The organism is Actinoallomurus bryophytorum (assembly GCF_006716425.1).
In the GTDB taxonomy this organism is placed as follows: Bacteria; Actinomycetota; Actinomycetes; order Streptosporangiales; family Streptosporangiaceae; genus Actinoallomurus; species Actinoallomurus bryophytorum.
This window is the reverse complement of record NZ_VFOZ01000001.1, coordinates 2280557-2294398: the sequence shown is the minus strand read 5'-3', so window position 1 is coordinate 2294398 and position 13842 is coordinate 2280557. Positions and strand designations below refer to the sequence as shown.

12 protein-coding genes are annotated in these 13842 nt (G+C 68.3%); 11 read left to right on the top strand and 1 reads right to left on the bottom strand.

Features of this window, described 5'->3' with window-relative positions; all coding sequences use genetic code 11:
- Positions 1-415: 415 nt before the first annotated feature.
- Positions 416-571, bottom strand: a complete 156-nt coding sequence (locus FB559_RS46650; RefSeq protein ID WP_221639962.1) for a DUF6131 family protein — start codon at positions 569-571, stop codon at positions 416-418.
- Positions 572-2293: 1722 nt separating this feature from the next.
- Here FB559_RS46650 and FB559_RS10765 point away from each other — a divergent pair.
- The 11 genes from FB559_RS10765 (at position 2294) to FB559_RS10710 (ending at position 13762) form a co-directional block, all read left to right on the top strand.
- Entirely contained in the window at positions 2294-2572 is a 279-nt protein-coding gene (locus tag FB559_RS10765; protein WP_141955484.1) for a hypothetical protein, read from the top strand.
- 153 nt (positions 2573-2725) lie between these two features.
- Positions 2726-4003, top strand: coding sequence for a serine-rich family protein (locus FB559_RS10760; RefSeq protein WP_141955483.1), 1278 nt, complete (start codon positions 2726-2728; stop codon positions 4001-4003).
- 440 nt (positions 4004-4443) lie between these two features.
- The gene (locus FB559_RS10755) at positions 4444-5301 is read left to right on the top strand and encodes a molybdopterin-dependent oxidoreductase (protein ID WP_246122424.1); all 858 of its coding nucleotides are present in this window, start codon (positions 4444-4446) and stop codon (positions 5299-5301) included.
- Positions 5302-5323: 22 nt separating this feature from the next.
- The gene (locus FB559_RS10750; protein WP_141955481.1) at positions 5324-5518 is read left to right on the top strand and encodes a sigma factor-like helix-turn-helix DNA-binding protein; all 195 of its coding nucleotides are present in this window, start codon (positions 5324-5326) and stop codon (positions 5516-5518) included.
- Positions 5515-5928 carry a zf-HC2 domain-containing protein gene (locus FB559_RS10745; RefSeq protein WP_141955480.1) on the top strand — a complete coding sequence of 138 codons (414 nt, stop codon included), beginning with the start codon at positions 5515-5517 and terminating at the stop codon, positions 5926-5928. Before FB559_RS10750 ends, FB559_RS10745 begins: the two co-directional genes overlap by 4 nt.
- Before the next feature lie 1300 nt (positions 5929-7228).
- A complete protein-coding gene (locus tag FB559_RS10735) occupies positions 7229-8665 on the top strand; it encodes a DUF4331 domain-containing protein (protein WP_141955479.1) in 1437 nt (478 codons plus the stop codon).
- Between the two features lie 55 nt (positions 8666-8720).
- Positions 8721-10004 (top strand): tetratricopeptide repeat protein, encoded by a 1284-nt coding sequence (locus tag FB559_RS10730; RefSeq protein WP_141955478.1) that lies wholly within the window; start codon positions 8721-8723, stop codon positions 10002-10004.
- Positions 10001-11578 carry a HoxN/HupN/NixA family nickel/cobalt transporter gene (locus tag FB559_RS10725; RefSeq protein WP_141955477.1) on the top strand — a complete coding sequence of 526 codons (1578 nt, stop codon included), beginning with the start codon at positions 10001-10003 and terminating at the stop codon, positions 11576-11578. The genes FB559_RS10730 and FB559_RS10725 overlap by 4 nt, the downstream gene beginning before the upstream one ends.
- A gap of 14 nt (positions 11579-11592) precedes the next feature.
- Entirely contained in the window at positions 11593-11961 is a 369-nt protein-coding gene (locus tag FB559_RS10720) for a hypothetical protein (RefSeq protein WP_141955476.1), read from the top strand.
- A 461-nt stretch (positions 11962-12422) separates the two neighbouring features.
- Positions 12423-13010, top strand: a complete 588-nt coding sequence (gene sigK, locus FB559_RS10715; RefSeq protein WP_141955475.1) for an ECF RNA polymerase sigma factor SigK — start codon at positions 12423-12425, stop codon at positions 13008-13010.
- The gene (locus tag FB559_RS10710; protein WP_141955474.1) at positions 13007-13762 is read left to right on the top strand and encodes an anti-sigma factor; all 756 of its coding nucleotides are present in this window, start codon (positions 13007-13009) and stop codon (positions 13760-13762) included. The genes sigK and FB559_RS10710 overlap by 4 nt, the downstream gene beginning before the upstream one ends.
- The last annotated feature ends 80 nt before the right edge of the window (positions 13763-13842 follow it).

Below are 13842 nucleotides of genomic sequence, written 5' to 3'. Positions count from 1 at the left end.
GGAGCAACAGACCGGCGTCATCGTGCACGGTCACCCCTGAGGTGATGGTTCCACCTTCAGCGGGGGACCAGCGCTGGTCGTCGACGCCTGTAACGGTAGGTGTTCCATCCTCATGTCCCTGCAGCTCTCGTCCAGTCGCGGTATAGCCCGGGACCGAGCTGAAGGCGAAGGTGGAGCCACTGGACTATTGCCGCGACCCTGAGACGCCGAGCCACGATCACGATCAGCGCGTAGGCAAGGGCACCACTGCAAGCGGGTCGTGCGGCGCCAGGTCGGCGTACCTGATCCAGCAGCTTTCCCGGAGGGGTTGGCGGTCTTGGCTCAGCTGGAGCGAGCGTGGCGAAGAATGTCGTCAACCTTCTACGCCGGTATCGGTGTTGCTGGGCTCCGCCCGGGGTGACCGGGTGATCGAGGGTTAAAAGTAGTGGCGTCGGCCTCCGACGGCGTGCCCGAGCCTACCCATCAGTATGAGCACCAGTCCGATAATGAGAACAATGATCCCGATGGTCCACAAGACGGCGATGTGGGCTATGAATCCGATGATCAGGAGGATGATTCCGAGAACGATCATGGTGTGTTCCTCGCTTTCAAAGGCGAACGGTCAGTGAAGCAGGACTCGGGGGCGTGTGAGCTGTCAGTGTTCGAAGGCGCCCTTGATCTTCGCCTCGGCCTGTTCGATGTTGCGTTTGGGCTGGTCACCGCCGGTGCCCGTGTCCTCAGCCAACCGCAATGTCACGCAGGCCGAAAGTACGAGCCTCAGCGGGGGTTATCACGTGAACTGATGACCGCGATCAACCTCTGGAGAACCTGCCGCCACGGTCTCTGACCAAGCCTTGAGTGATCTGCGCGCTCCGCCAGCTCCATGCTCGGGCCTGTTGGGGCGCCGTGGGTACCGGTCGGGTGGCTCCAAATTTGCCGTATGGGTCCGAGGCCATGGGCCCGTCCGCGGGTGCCCCACACCTGTCGGCGCCGAAAACCCGGCGACGGTGATGCCGGACGATCGTGCCCGGCGAGTGCACCGATCGAAGCAGGGCTTGGTACCGGACCGGAACACCGGCGGGGAACGATGCGGAGCGGACTCGCGAACCGCGCACCGCCATCCACGACGTGATCGCTCAAGGACAACAGCTACGCGCAATCGCCCGTAGCCCAGGCTGAGCCGCTACGGTCTGCCGATTCGCCCGGGTCGACCGTTGCGCCAGGGCACCGGCTGGATCAGGCATCCACCCAGTGTTTTCGGGATAAGGCCGTGAAGCAGCCACGACATCGTGCTGCCTCCGCCCGAATTTCCTGCATGATCTCGCCGAGATCCCAGCAGGTCACCCCCCGGATCGGGACTCCGCAACTCCACCAGGCCCCACAGGCTGCCGCCAGGCCGGACAAATTCTGACCAATCCGGGCGTAGGGCTGGGCCGAATGCCCCGTACGAGTGTGTCCGTGATGTGGAGGCGAATCTCTGGTGGTTTCAGTGGCGGTGATCCAAGCCGGTTCGACGCCGGCCGTGGCGCCGTCTCGTCTCCTGCGCCGGGTTACTCGTCTGGTCGTGGCCGACGCGGCTCGTCTGAGCCGCCGCCTGATTTTGCTGATCGTGCTCGCTGGGGGATTCCTTCTGCTGGGCGGGCTGGCGGCGCAGGCCGCCTCGGCATCTCCTGATCCGAAACACACTGCAGGCGCCGGCATGGACTCGGCGGTCGTATCTTCGCTCATCACGTCTCCGGCCGCGGTGGTGAGCCGGGTCGGGTCGATAGCGCATGGCGTGACGCGCCCAGTGACGCACCATTCGACCACGCGACGTTCGAGGCAGGCGGGAACGCCCCGGCTCCCGCATCAGACGGCACCGCACCGTGCTCGGCTGCACAATGCGCAGGCCCGTACGGTGCGCCAAAGGACGTCGCGGGCCGCAGCGCCAACCGCAGCGAACCGTCTCCCCCTCACGGAGGTGATGGGCCCGGCTGTCAGCCCGGCCGCACACAGCCTCGAGCCTGTTTCTCGCCTGCTGGCTCGCGCCGCAGTGCCTCTGGTGCCGCTGACTCACGCCCTGAGCCCACTTACCGTGCCGCTCACCCGGCCCCTGGCCCCCCTGACACGGCAGCTCGCTCCGGTGACCGGGCCGGTCCTCGGGAGTGTCGTTGGTGACAGCGGGTTGGGATTGTCCGGCATCGTGCCTGCGCCGCGTACCGGGCCTCTGGACCCTCCTCGTGCGGAGCGTTCTGTACGGCCAATGCAGCCTCCAACGGCGCCTCCGGCTTTTCGTTCGGCACGATCCTGGGGGAGTCCGACCGCGTCACGCGGCGTGACCAAGGGCGGACCGGCCGGCGCCGGGAGCGCACAGTTCATCGACAAGACGATGTTCCAGTACGGCGTGAACCCGCCGGCGGGCCCATGGCTGCCGCCTATGGGCCCGGGCCTGCCGATACCGGTCACCGCCCAGGTGGTGAGCCCGGGGATCGCCGCGACGATGCCCGTAGACCTGTATTCCTTCGACCCGTGCCTGATCACACGGTCCGGACTGAACCCCGAGGGCCTCGTCTCGCTCAAGCGCGACCAGCGTGGCCCACACCGCCCCGGATAACCGACCTTCCCTCGCGGGGTCCTCTTCGCACGGTCGAGTGCCGGATCACCCGGCACTGGAGGTGACCTGTGCCCGAGGCCGGACGCGAATCTCCTCACTCCCAGGACGGAGTGAGCCCAGCGGAAGTCATTCGGGAAGGATGAAACGATTTCCATGAACGGAATCGGAAAAGGCTTGATCCTGGCCGCGAGCACAGGCAGTGTCCTGCTGTTCGGCCAGGCGGCGAACGCCACCACCCACACCACCACCAAAGCGGATGCAGGTGCCCACACTGGCAACGGCGGGGACTCCGGCGACGCAGGGAACGCCACCTCGACCAACAACGCCCAGACCGGGAATTCCGGCAACTCTGGTGATTCTGGCTCTACCGGCGGTAACAAGGCCACGAACGTATGCCTGCTCGCCCGCTGCTCCGCCGAGGCCGGCTCCGGGAACTCCGGATCCACTGGTGACACCGGCGCCACCGGGAATGCCGTCAACTGGTCGGACACCCGAGGGGGGAACTCCGGCCGCGGCGGTGACTCCGGGCCCGCCGGCGCACACAGCAGCACGCAGTGGACCCACAGCAGGGGCGATGGCCGAGACGGCTCATGGCGTTCGTCCTGGGGTCAGCGCACGATGATCAGTGACCTCACCGACACCCTGACCGGCCGCGCAGGCGCCCGCACAGGCAACGGCGGTGACTCCGGCGACGCAGGGAACGCCACCTCGGCCAACAACGCCCAGACCGGGAACTCCGGCAACTCGGGTACCTCCGGGTCCACGGGCGGTAACAAGGCCACCAACCTGTGCGTGCTGGCCGACTGCTCCGCCAAGACCGGCTCCGGTGACTCCGGATCCACCGGCGACACCGGAGCCACCGGAAATGCCGCCAACTGGTCCGACACCCAAGGCGGGAACTCCGGCCGCGCCGGTGACTCCGGCCCGGCCAGCGCCCACAACACCATCGGTGCCAGCACCGGCAGCCAGCACGAGGGCACCTACCACGCCAACCAGCACAGCACCGGCCGCGAGGCGCCCCGCTCGAACGCTTCTGGCCACGCAGGCGCCCGTACGGGCAACGGCGGTGACTCCGGCGACGCCGGGAACGCCACCTCGGCCAACAACGCCCAGACCGGGAACTCCGGCAGCTCCGGGAACTCCGGTGCCACCGGAGGGAACAAGGCCACCGGCATCTCCATCGGCGGTGGCCACACCTACCGCGACTCTCATCACCGCTCGGGCTGGAACCAGCACTACGGGCAGCGCAGCCACCACACCCCCGGCCACGCGAGCACGACCTCCGGCCGATCCGGAAACACCGGTACGACCGGGTCCACCGGCAACGCCACCAACCACTCCATCACCCGCGGCGGAGACTCCGGCAACGGCGGGCACTCCGGCGCGGCCACCGCACACAGCCACGCTCACAACATGACCCACCGCAACTGACCGACCGCAACTGACCGACCGCGATGCCGGATAGACCGGCACCCTGAACAGGGCCCCGAGTGAAACCTCCCGCTCGGGGCCCTCCCACATCACCACGCCATCGCAGCGGATGAATCGCCGGCAGGGACGGTGCTGCTTGGAACTCACTCCTATCGGGGCATCGGGTAGGCGAGGCCCTGATCAGGCGGCGTGTGGGCCTGGTCAGAGGCGGAGGATGGTCATCCCGGTTGCATACTCGCTCGCCGCGAGGCCGGCCGGTGGAAGCCATGACGAAGTCACCAAGCTCATGTTGTTGGCTGATGTCCCGCCAGTGTCCGGGCGGCGAGACTTTTCGGGATGGGTGGGCAGCTTCGGAATCGGAAAAGAATTCCGGCTGGACCAAGCCGCTCGGCCTATGGCGCCGAATGATGGTTGTGAGTGCAAAATGGAGCGGCCGTTTGGTGTCAGCGATCTTTGGGTCGTTGGCCGGAGGCGTCGCGCTCCGTGTAGCCGATCTTTTCGCGGCTTTCGCGGGAGGTGCCGCTGCTTCGCCGGTCATTCCCCTCGGCTCGGCTGGTGTAACGCTGACATCGGAGTGGCTTAAGGAATTCGCGATCAGATATATCGGGACGAATGACAAACTCGTCCTCCTGATCGGTCTTGGCGCCGGTGCCGCCGTCTTCGTCTTGATCATTGGAATTGTCGCGCGGATCCGGTTGATGCTCGGCCTGGCCGGTCTCGCCGGTCTCGCCGTTTTCGGCATCATCGGTGCCATCGCAGCTGTGACCCTGCCGAACGCCGGAGTGGCCGCCGCCGTCCCCTCTGTGGTGGGTGTCCTAGTAGGAATGGCCGTGTTCGTTCTGCTTGTACGCGCTGCGGCGCCTGCGAAGGTGCAGCGATCACCAGCCGAAAGCGCGGATCCGAAGGAGGCGCAGGCGGGCGCCGATCGGCGCGAGCTTCTGTTGACCGGGCCGTTCGTCACATCGAACAAGGACTTCCATCGGGTCGACACGGCGCTGACGTTGCCGCAGGTCTCATCGCAGGATTGGATCCTGCGGATCCACGGCATGGTCGATCATCCGGTTGAACTGTCCGTGGGCGACCGGCCCTTGCGGCCGATGCGGGAGCGGGACATCACGCTCTGCCGCGTGTCGAACCAGTTCAGCGGCAGGTATGTCGGCAACACCGGTTGGGTGGGCGCCTCGCTGGTGACGTTGTTGCGCCAGGCGGGCCTGCGATCCGGAGCCGACCAGATCCTGAGCCGGTCCGCTGACGGGTCCGCCATCAGCACGCGGGTCGAGATGCTCCCCGATACCTGACCGGGAGCAGGTCGAGTCCCGCATGGATCGTGAGCAGGCACGCCGCTGCCTGACGTCGCTCACCGAGATTCAGTGCGAGGCGATGACCACTGCCTACTACCAGGGCCACACCTACCGGGAGACCACCGACCTGCTCGGTGTCGCTCTGGGAACCATCAAGACCCGGATACGGAACGGTTTGATCCGCCTGCATGACTGCCTGGGGGTGACCGCATGACCGACGCCGAACTGCACACCCTGACCGGCGCCTACGCGCTCAACGCACTCGACGAGCAGGAAGCTGAGGACTTCGCCCACCACCTGCTCGATTGTGAGGCCTGCATCCGTGAGGTCCGCGAGCTGCAGGCGATCGCGGCCTTGCTCGCCCGAGCGGTGGCCGAGACCCCGCCCCCCGAGCTGCAGCAGCGCGTGATGACCGCCATCGGCCAGGTGCGACAGCTACCGCCGCAGACCACGGTTGTGGCCATGCGCCGATGGCGTCTACGCGGACTGCCGTATCTGGCCGCGGCGGCAATGTCTGGTGCCGGCGGCCGCCACGGGTGGCCTGGCCGTGGCCTTCGTCGCTGGTGGCCTGGGCGTCGAGGGCGACCTGCCGGACGCTCTTCGTACGGTCCGGTGCGACGTTGACGAACGCGACCTGACGGCGCCCTGGGCTCAGTGCGGCGGATCGAGCCCGGCCGCTGGCCACCGCGACGCGGCTCGGCGCGATCGGCCCACGGCCGTCGGCGCCGGGCGCACCGGCTCGGCTGCACGGCGCACTCCACCGCCGATCCCGGAACCCGGCCGCGATCAGCCACCACCGCGACCTGTTTAACGACCTCTACGCCAAGCCCCGGTACCCTCATGGCCTGCTCCTGTGGCTACGGGAGCCGCCCGGACGACCACTCCTTTGGGCTCGCCGAGGCCCAGCACGACAAGCCGAATTTGATCTGCGGCAAGCTCGGCCTCGTCCCGGGCGTCCCGCCTACTCGACATCGGCTGCGGCTCACTCAGCCTGCATGCGGCAGAGCATTAAAGGCCCAGTGACCGCAGTACCCTTTCGCCGGCGCAGCCCGACTTCGTTCGCGATCGTATCCGCACGCGCGGCCGGACAACCTCGTCTAGGTCCATCTGCGCGACTGCCGGTGACCTTCAGGCTGGAGAAGGCTTCGACGCGGTTGCCACCATCGAGATGGGCGAGTACGTCGGTGATGCCTACTACCCCGACTTCACCGTCGCCCTGCTCGAAAACGCGGAGCTAAAGTCGTAGAGGTCCAGGATCTGCGCGAGCTACGTGCGCACCATCGAGGCATGGCGCGCCGCCCTGGGCAACACTGGACAAAAGCCCGTGGCCATGGTCGGCGAGCCCACCGCCCGAGTCTGGCGCCTCTACCTGGCAGGCGGCGGCTCGCCTTCGAACAAGGCTGTAGGGGCGTCGACCAGATCCTGGCGCAGCGTCGCGCGGGTGGTGGCTCATGTTGAGCGGTTCCCGTGGATTGCGTTCGGAGGAACCTCGTCGCGGCGACGGTCACCGCACCGGCCGCGCTTGCTGGCCACCTATGCCGTCGCTGTCCACCGCGGCCTGCACCGGATCGTGGACGTCGCCTGGGGTTGGCCATCACCGCGATGGCCGCCGTGTCGTACGGGCCGGCCGCCACCAGCGGATACGGCGACGACGGCCGGCGCCTGAAATTCCTGGTGCCCACGATCGCTTGATGCGCCATCTCTTCCACACTAGGACATTTTATTGCAAATAGATTGCAACAACTAGTTCTAAGCGTTTGGGTTCCAGTCCAATCCGTGCGGCCATGGCCTCCGAAAGCTCGTTGGAGATGTCTCCGAGCCACTGACCCCAAAACACGAAGGGGGTGGTTCGTCCGCTTTCAGGCATGAAAGCGAGTCTTGGATGCTCGATTTCATCGTGGGCGATTGGAAGGAATTCCACGCAATGCAGAAAGATCAGGGGCGTCTCAGAGGGAGACGCCCCATCATTCTCGCCGCAGCCACGGCCGTGGCGGCCACCGCCGGTCTGCTGGGCTCTTTCGGTCCAGGCACCGGCAGCGCTTCCAGCCACCGTGAGGCGCCGCTCATCGCCGGCGACCCGCAGGCGGACAACACCGACGTCTACGCGTTCACCAGTCCGGACGACGCGAGCACGGTGTCCCTGGTCGCGAACTGGATCCCGTTCGAGGAGCCCAACGGAGGGCCGAACTTCTATCCGTTCGCGACGAACACGCACTACAACATCAAGATCGACAACGATGGTGACGGCCGGGCAGACATCATCTACCGCTGGACGTTCCGCAACGAGGACCGGCGGGGCACCAGCACGTTCCTGTACAACAACGGACCGGTCACGTCGCTGAAGGACGCGACCTTGCTGTTCCGCCAGCACTACACACTCCAGGAGGTCACCAAGCACGGAACGAAGACCCTGGTCAAAGACGCCATCGCGGCCCCGTCGGACGTCGGCAAGGCGTCGATGCCCGACTACGGGGCCCTGCGCCGCCAGGCCGTGAGCGCGGTCGGCGGAGGCGGCAGGACCTACGCCGGGCAGGCCGATGACTCGTTCTTCCTCGACCTTCGGGCCTTCGACCTGCTGTACGGGGCGAACCTGAAGGAGACCGGGAACGACACCCTCAAGGGCTACAACGTGAACACCATCGCGTTGCAGGTGCCCAAGAAGGCGCTCGCGCTCAAGGGTGACGCCACCCGCAACCCGGTGGTCGGCATCTGGTCCACCACGGACCGCAAGGGCGCCGACGTGAAGCTGGGCGGCGTCCAGGCCGGCGGCTACCACCAGGTGTCCCGCCTGGGGAACCCGCTGGTCAACGAGCTCGTCTCGCCGGCGGGCCTGAAGGACACCTTCAACCGGCTGGACCCGTCGCAGGACCACACGGTCAAGCCCCTGGTGAACCGGGTGCTGAACCCCGAGGTCCCGCAACTGATCCAGAAGATCTACGGGGTGCCCGCTCCGGCGACACCGCGTAAGGACCTGTCGGAGATCTTCCTGTCCGGCATCTCCAAGAACTCCGGCGGCCCGATCCAGGCCGACCTCAACTCCCAGCTGCTCAACAAGGACGTACGGGCCTCACGGTTCGTACCCGCCGAGGAGCTGCGGTTGAACATGGCCGTCCCAGTGACCGCTCAGCCGAACCGGCTCGGCGTACTCGCCGGGGACCTGCAGGGCTACCCGAACGGCCGGCGTCTCAGTGACGACGTCGTCGACATCGGACTGCAGGCGCTCGAGGGCGCGGCACAGACCGGCAAGCTCGTGCCCGCGCTGGCCAAGGGAGACGGGGTGGACGCCAACGAGTCGGCGTTCGGCTCCGCGTTCCCCTACCTCGCGCTGCCGCACGACACCTCGGTCAACCAGGCCGGATGAGTTCAGGTGCGGGGAGGGCTCCGGCTCTCCCCGCACCACCGGGACGGAGATGACTGTGACCCATTGGAAGCACCTCAAGAGACGTCACGCGGCGTACGCGGCGTCGGTCCTGACCGTCGCGCTGGTCGCGCTGCTGGTGGGCGGCATCGCCGGCCGACGTCGTGCCCCGGCGCCCGGTACGCCGGCGGTCACCGCGACCGGGGCCATCGCGCGTTACCAGCAGACCCTGCACGACACTCCGGGTGACTACCGGACCTGGGCGGACCTGGGTGCCGCCTATGTTCAGCAGGCCCGGATCACCGTCGACCCGACGTACTACCCGAAGGCCGACGGCGCGCTGCGGCGCTCGCTCGCCCTGGACGACACGGAGAACTATCCGGCGATGGTCGGCATGGCCGCTCTGGCCAACGCCCGGCACGACTTCGCCGGTGCCGTCCGCTGGGGTGAGCGGGCCAAGAAGATCAGCCCCTCGAATCCGGACGTGTTCGGCACCCTGGGCGACGCCTACACCCAGCTCGGCGACTACCCGGCGGCCACCGCGGCGATCGGCCGGATGACCGCGCTGCAGCCCGGCGTCTCCTCCTTCACCCGCGCCTCCTACGAGCTGGAGCAGCACGGCGATGTGGCGGGCGCACGCCGGGTCCTGGAGCAGGCGCTGCAGGCCGCCTACACACCTGCGGACGTCGCGTTCTGCCGCTACTACCTCGGCGAGCTCGCCTTGCATGCCGGGGATCTGGGCCAGGCCGCCGAGCAGTACGGCCTCGCGCGTACGGCCGACCCGACGTACGTGCCGGCGCTGGAGGGCATCGCCAAGACCGAGGCGCTCCGCGGCGACTCCGGCTCCGCGGTACGGGACTTCCAGACCGTCGTCGGGCGGATTCCCCAACCGCAGTACGTTGTCGAATACGCCGAACTGCTCACCTCGCTCAAACGCGGCAACGAGGCGGCCCGGCAACGGCAGGTCATCGACGGCGAGCAGAGGCTGTTCGCCGCCAACGGTGTAACCGACGACCTGACCGCGTCGGAGTACGCGGCCGACACCGGCGACGCCGCCGGCGCACTCGCCCACGCGCGCGCCGAATGGGCGCGCCGCCGCAGTGTGGTCGTCGCCGACGCTCTCGCCTGGGCCCTGCATCTGAACGGCAAGGACACCGAGGCCCTCACCTACGCCCGGCAGGCCACCCGGCTCGGCTGGCGCAACGCGGTGTTCTACCAGCACAAGGCCGCCATCGAGGACGCTGTGGGCGACACCGGAGCGGCACGCGCGGACCGTGCCACCGCCCAGCGCGCCAACCCGCACCTCGATCCGGCCATCCCGGCGATCGGCAGGGCGACATGAGGCGGCTCATCACCGTGGCCCTGCTCCTGGCGGGCGCCCTGGCCGCCGTCGCCACAGGTGCCCCGGCACCGGCCGGGGCCATGCCCGCCCACCCGCTCGGCAACTTCACCGTCAACCACTACGACGGGCTCACCCTCTTCCCCGATCACATCGCCGACACCGCCGTGGTGGACGCGGCCGAGATCCCCACACTCCAGGACCAGAGCGCGGTGGACACCGGCCACGACGGCTCGGTCGACGCCGCGGAGATGACCGCGTACGCGCGTGGCCAGTGCGCCGGGCTCGTCCGCGCGGTCCGTACAACGCTCGCGGGCCGGCCGCTCGGCTGGAGCGTCACCTCGGCGTCCTACGCCTACGTGCCGGGCGCCGCCGGGCTGCGTACGAGCCGGTTGACCTGTGAGCTCACCGCCCGCGCCGACCTCGGACGGCCGGGCGAGGTCGGATTCGCGAACGGGTTCCGGGCCGACCGCATCGGCTGGCACGAGATCACCGCGACCGGCAGGGGCGTACGCCTGGACCACTCGCCGGTGCCGCAGCGCAGTGTCAGCGACGAGCTCCGGCGCTATCCCGGTGACCTGCTCACCTCACCGCTGAACGTCCGCTCGGCCACGCTTCACGCGGCACCGGGGGAGGGCTCGTCGGTACGGAGCCTGCCCGGCCTGCCATCGGCCGGGATCATCTCCCGCGCCCTGAACCGGCTGACGGCCTACTTCAACTCCCTGGTCGGCGCCCGGCATCTGACCGTGCCGGTCGGCCTGCTGGCGCTGCTGCTCGCGGTCGTCCTCGGCGCCTCTCACGCCGCGATGCCCGGGCACGGCAAGACCGTGATGGCCGCCTACATCGCGGGCCGCAGCGGCCGGATCCGCGACGCCGTCACCGTCGGGATGACCGTCACCGTGACGCACACCGGCGGTGTCCTGCTTCTCGGCTTCCTGCTCAGCGTCTCGGCGTCACTGGCCGGCGAGTCACTCCTGTCCTGGCTCGGCGTGGTCAGCGGGCTGCTGGTCATGGCCATCGGTCTGGGCCTGCTGCGGTCCGCCTGGCGTGCCCGGCGCGTCCCCACTGCCTTCGAGGACCACACCACGGATCCCGAACGGGTCGAGCACCTGGTCGCCGCAGGTCACCTACCAGCGCCGAGCGCCGCCCCCCAACCCCACGATCATGCACATGGGCACGGCCACGGCCACGGTCATGGGCACGGCCACGGCCACGGTCATGGGCATGGCCATGGGCACGGGCACACGGCGAGCCGGTCCGACCGGGGCCGCCTGATCGGCCTGGGCGTGTCCGGCGGCCTGGTACCCAGCCCGTCCGCACTTGTGGTCCTGCTCGGCGCCATCGCCCTCGGCCGCACCGTCTTCGGCGTCGCACTGATCATCGGCTACGGAATCGGCATGGCCGCCACACTCACCGCCGCAGGCCTGCTCCTCCTCCGCCTGCGCGGACTCCTCGACCGCCTGCCCGCCGGTCACCGGGCGAGCCGGCTGACCCGATACACCCCGATGCTCACCGCGGTACTCGTCACCGTCGTCGGCGCCGGCCTGGCCCTGCGCGCCATCACCGGCTCCGTCTGAAAAGGAATCCTCGAATGCGAAACGCAGCCGTCTTCGCCCTGGCCCTCGCCGCGCTTCTCACCATGACCGGCTGCGGCGACACCAGTGGCCCGTTCGACGCCGGCCACGGCACAGCCGCACTGACCTGCATGGAACACCAAAGACACACGCCACCGGAGAACTACACCGACGACACGGCGCGAAGCCTCCTGCTCCTGCGCTACTACACCACCAACGGAACCCGGCCCTACTGCGACCACAAACGCGCCACACCCGCCGACCGAGCCTGGGCGCGCCTGTACCTGAAACTCGACGCGAACCCCAAGTCGGTCTCATCGATCCTCAGACCCCCTCGAGGACACACGCCTGCCGAAGGCCCCCGCGAGGGGGCAAAGCAGCGTTAGCGCGGGACACGAAAGACTCCGGTTGGCGAAGCGGTTCCTAGACAGCTCCACTCGACAACCGGAAGCCTTCGTCATGTCGAGCATTTCAAGCACCGCGTCGTCGGACAGGAGATCGCGCCCGCGGGCGGAATGGTCAACCACGAGTGGATCGGGAATCCACGAGGTCAACGACGCCAACGTGGTCTGCGGCAACGGTACGTACCGCCCATCGCCACCGTTTACCTCATCGGCTCGATACTGATGCCCAAGAAGTATCGGCCGCCCGGTGATGGACCGACGGGGCCCGCCAGCGGCCCCTGGCACATCAGCGACCTGACACCCATCGATGCCGATAATGTGATCGCGCCGCTGGACCTTGACTTCATTTAGATTTACTGGCCGGGGGAGTGGCCTGAGTGGGCTCGCCTATCAATACCGCGTGGCGGCGAACCAGTGGTGGCAATCCCTGACCGGAGGTGGGCATGCGTGTGGTGACCAGCGGCGAACAGTCCTCGGCGCCCGGCCCCGAAGCCTTGGAGTCTTTGCTGGAGCGGGTCGCCCACGGTGACCAGGCTGCGTTCGAGTCCGTTTACCACGCGGTCGCCGGTTCCGTCTTGGGCCTGGTCCGCCGGGTGCTGCGGGATCCCGCCCAATCTGAGGAGGTGGCTCAGGAAGTGTTGATCGAGGTCTGGCGGAGCGCCTCGCGCTTCGACCCGGCCAAGGCCAGTGCCATGGCCTGGATCCTCACCCTCGCGCACCGCCGCGCGGTGGACCGGGTGCGCTCCGCGCAGGCGTCCGCCAACCGCGATTACCGCGCCGCGCTGCGTGAACACACCCCGGCCTTCGACGAGGTCAGCGAAGAGGTCGAGCACCGCCAAGAGCGTGAGCAGGTACGCCGCTGCCTGGAGTCGCTGACGGAGATTCAGCGGGACGCGGTGACCGTTGCCTACTATCGGGGGCACACCTACCGGGAGACCGCTGATCTGCTCGGTGTCGCCCTGGGGACCATTAAGACTCGGATTCGTGACGGTTTGATCCGCTTGCGTGACTGCCTGGGGGTGACCGCGTGACCGATGACGAGCTGCACACTTTGACCGGCGCGTACGCGCTGAACGCACTCGATGAGCGGGAGGCCGAGGAGTTCGCCCGGCACCTGGTCGATTGTGAGGCCTGCATCCGTGAGGTCCGCGAGCTGCAGGCGATCGCGGCCTTGCTCGCCCGAGCGGTGGCCGAGACCCCGCCCCCCGAGCTGCGCCAGCGCGTGATGGCCGCCATCGGCGAGGTACGCCAGCTGCCGCCGCAGATCCCACCGCAGGCCACGGTGGTGTCACTGCGGCGATGGCGGTCGCGCGGGCTGCCGTACCTGGCAGCGGCCGCATGCCTGGTACTCGCGGTCGTCGCGGGCGGCTTCGCTGTCCAGGCTCGGCACCAGGCCGACCAGCAGCGCTCGGCCGCCGCGCAGGCACAACAGCAGGCGGCTCGGCTGACCACGTTGATGTCTGCCTCCGACGCCACGCTGCGCGGCGGTGCGGTCCACGGCGGCGGCAGCGCCACCCTCGTCGCGTCGCGGCAGCTGAACCAGGCGGCTTTGGTCTATCAAGGGCTTCCCGCGCTGGCCGGCGGCAAGGTGTACGAACTGTGGTACAGCGTGAGCGGATCAATGGTCCCGGCCGGCCTGCTCGCCTCGGGGCGGCCCGACGGCACCACCCTGTTCAAGGGCGGTCCGCAAGGTGCTGCCGCCGTCGGCGTCACCATCGAGCCGGCCGGCGGCTCCCCGAAACCCACCACCGATCCGATCCTCCTGCTCCCCGTGAGCACCTGACGGGCGGGAACCCTCGCCCAATCCGCGGAGCCGCTCGCTCGCCTGATCACACGGGCCAACAGCTTCGCACCAAGAGCCAC

Bases quoted from the DNA above. Each gene is read 5' to 3' on its own strand.
- FB559_RS46650 (WP_221639962.1), bottom strand. From the start codon at position 571: ATGATCGTTCTCGGAATCATCCTCCTGATCATCGGATTCATAGCCCAC.
- FB559_RS10760 (WP_141955483.1), top strand. From the start codon at position 2,726: ATGAACGGAATCGGAAAAGGCTTGATCCTGGCCGCGAGCACAGGCAGT.
- FB559_RS10750 (WP_141955481.1), top strand. From the start codon at position 5,324: ATGGATCGTGAGCAGGCACGCCGCTGCCTGACGTCGCTCACCGAGATT.
- FB559_RS10745 (WP_141955480.1), top strand. From the start codon at position 5,515: ATGACCGACGCCGAACTGCACACCCTGACCGGCGCCTACGCGCTCAAC.
- FB559_RS10735 (WP_141955479.1), top strand. From the start codon at position 7,229: ATGCAGAAAGATCAGGGGCGTCTCAGAGGGAGACGCCCCATCATTCTC.
- FB559_RS10725 (WP_141955477.1), top strand. From the start codon at position 10,001: ATGAGGCGGCTCATCACCGTGGCCCTGCTCCTGGCGGGCGCCCTGGCC.
- FB559_RS10720 (WP_141955476.1), top strand. From the start codon at position 11,593: ATGCGAAACGCAGCCGTCTTCGCCCTGGCCCTCGCCGCGCTTCTCACC.
- sigK (WP_141955475.1), top strand. From the start codon at position 12,423: ATGCGTGTGGTGACCAGCGGCGAACAGTCCTCGGCGCCCGGCCCCGAA.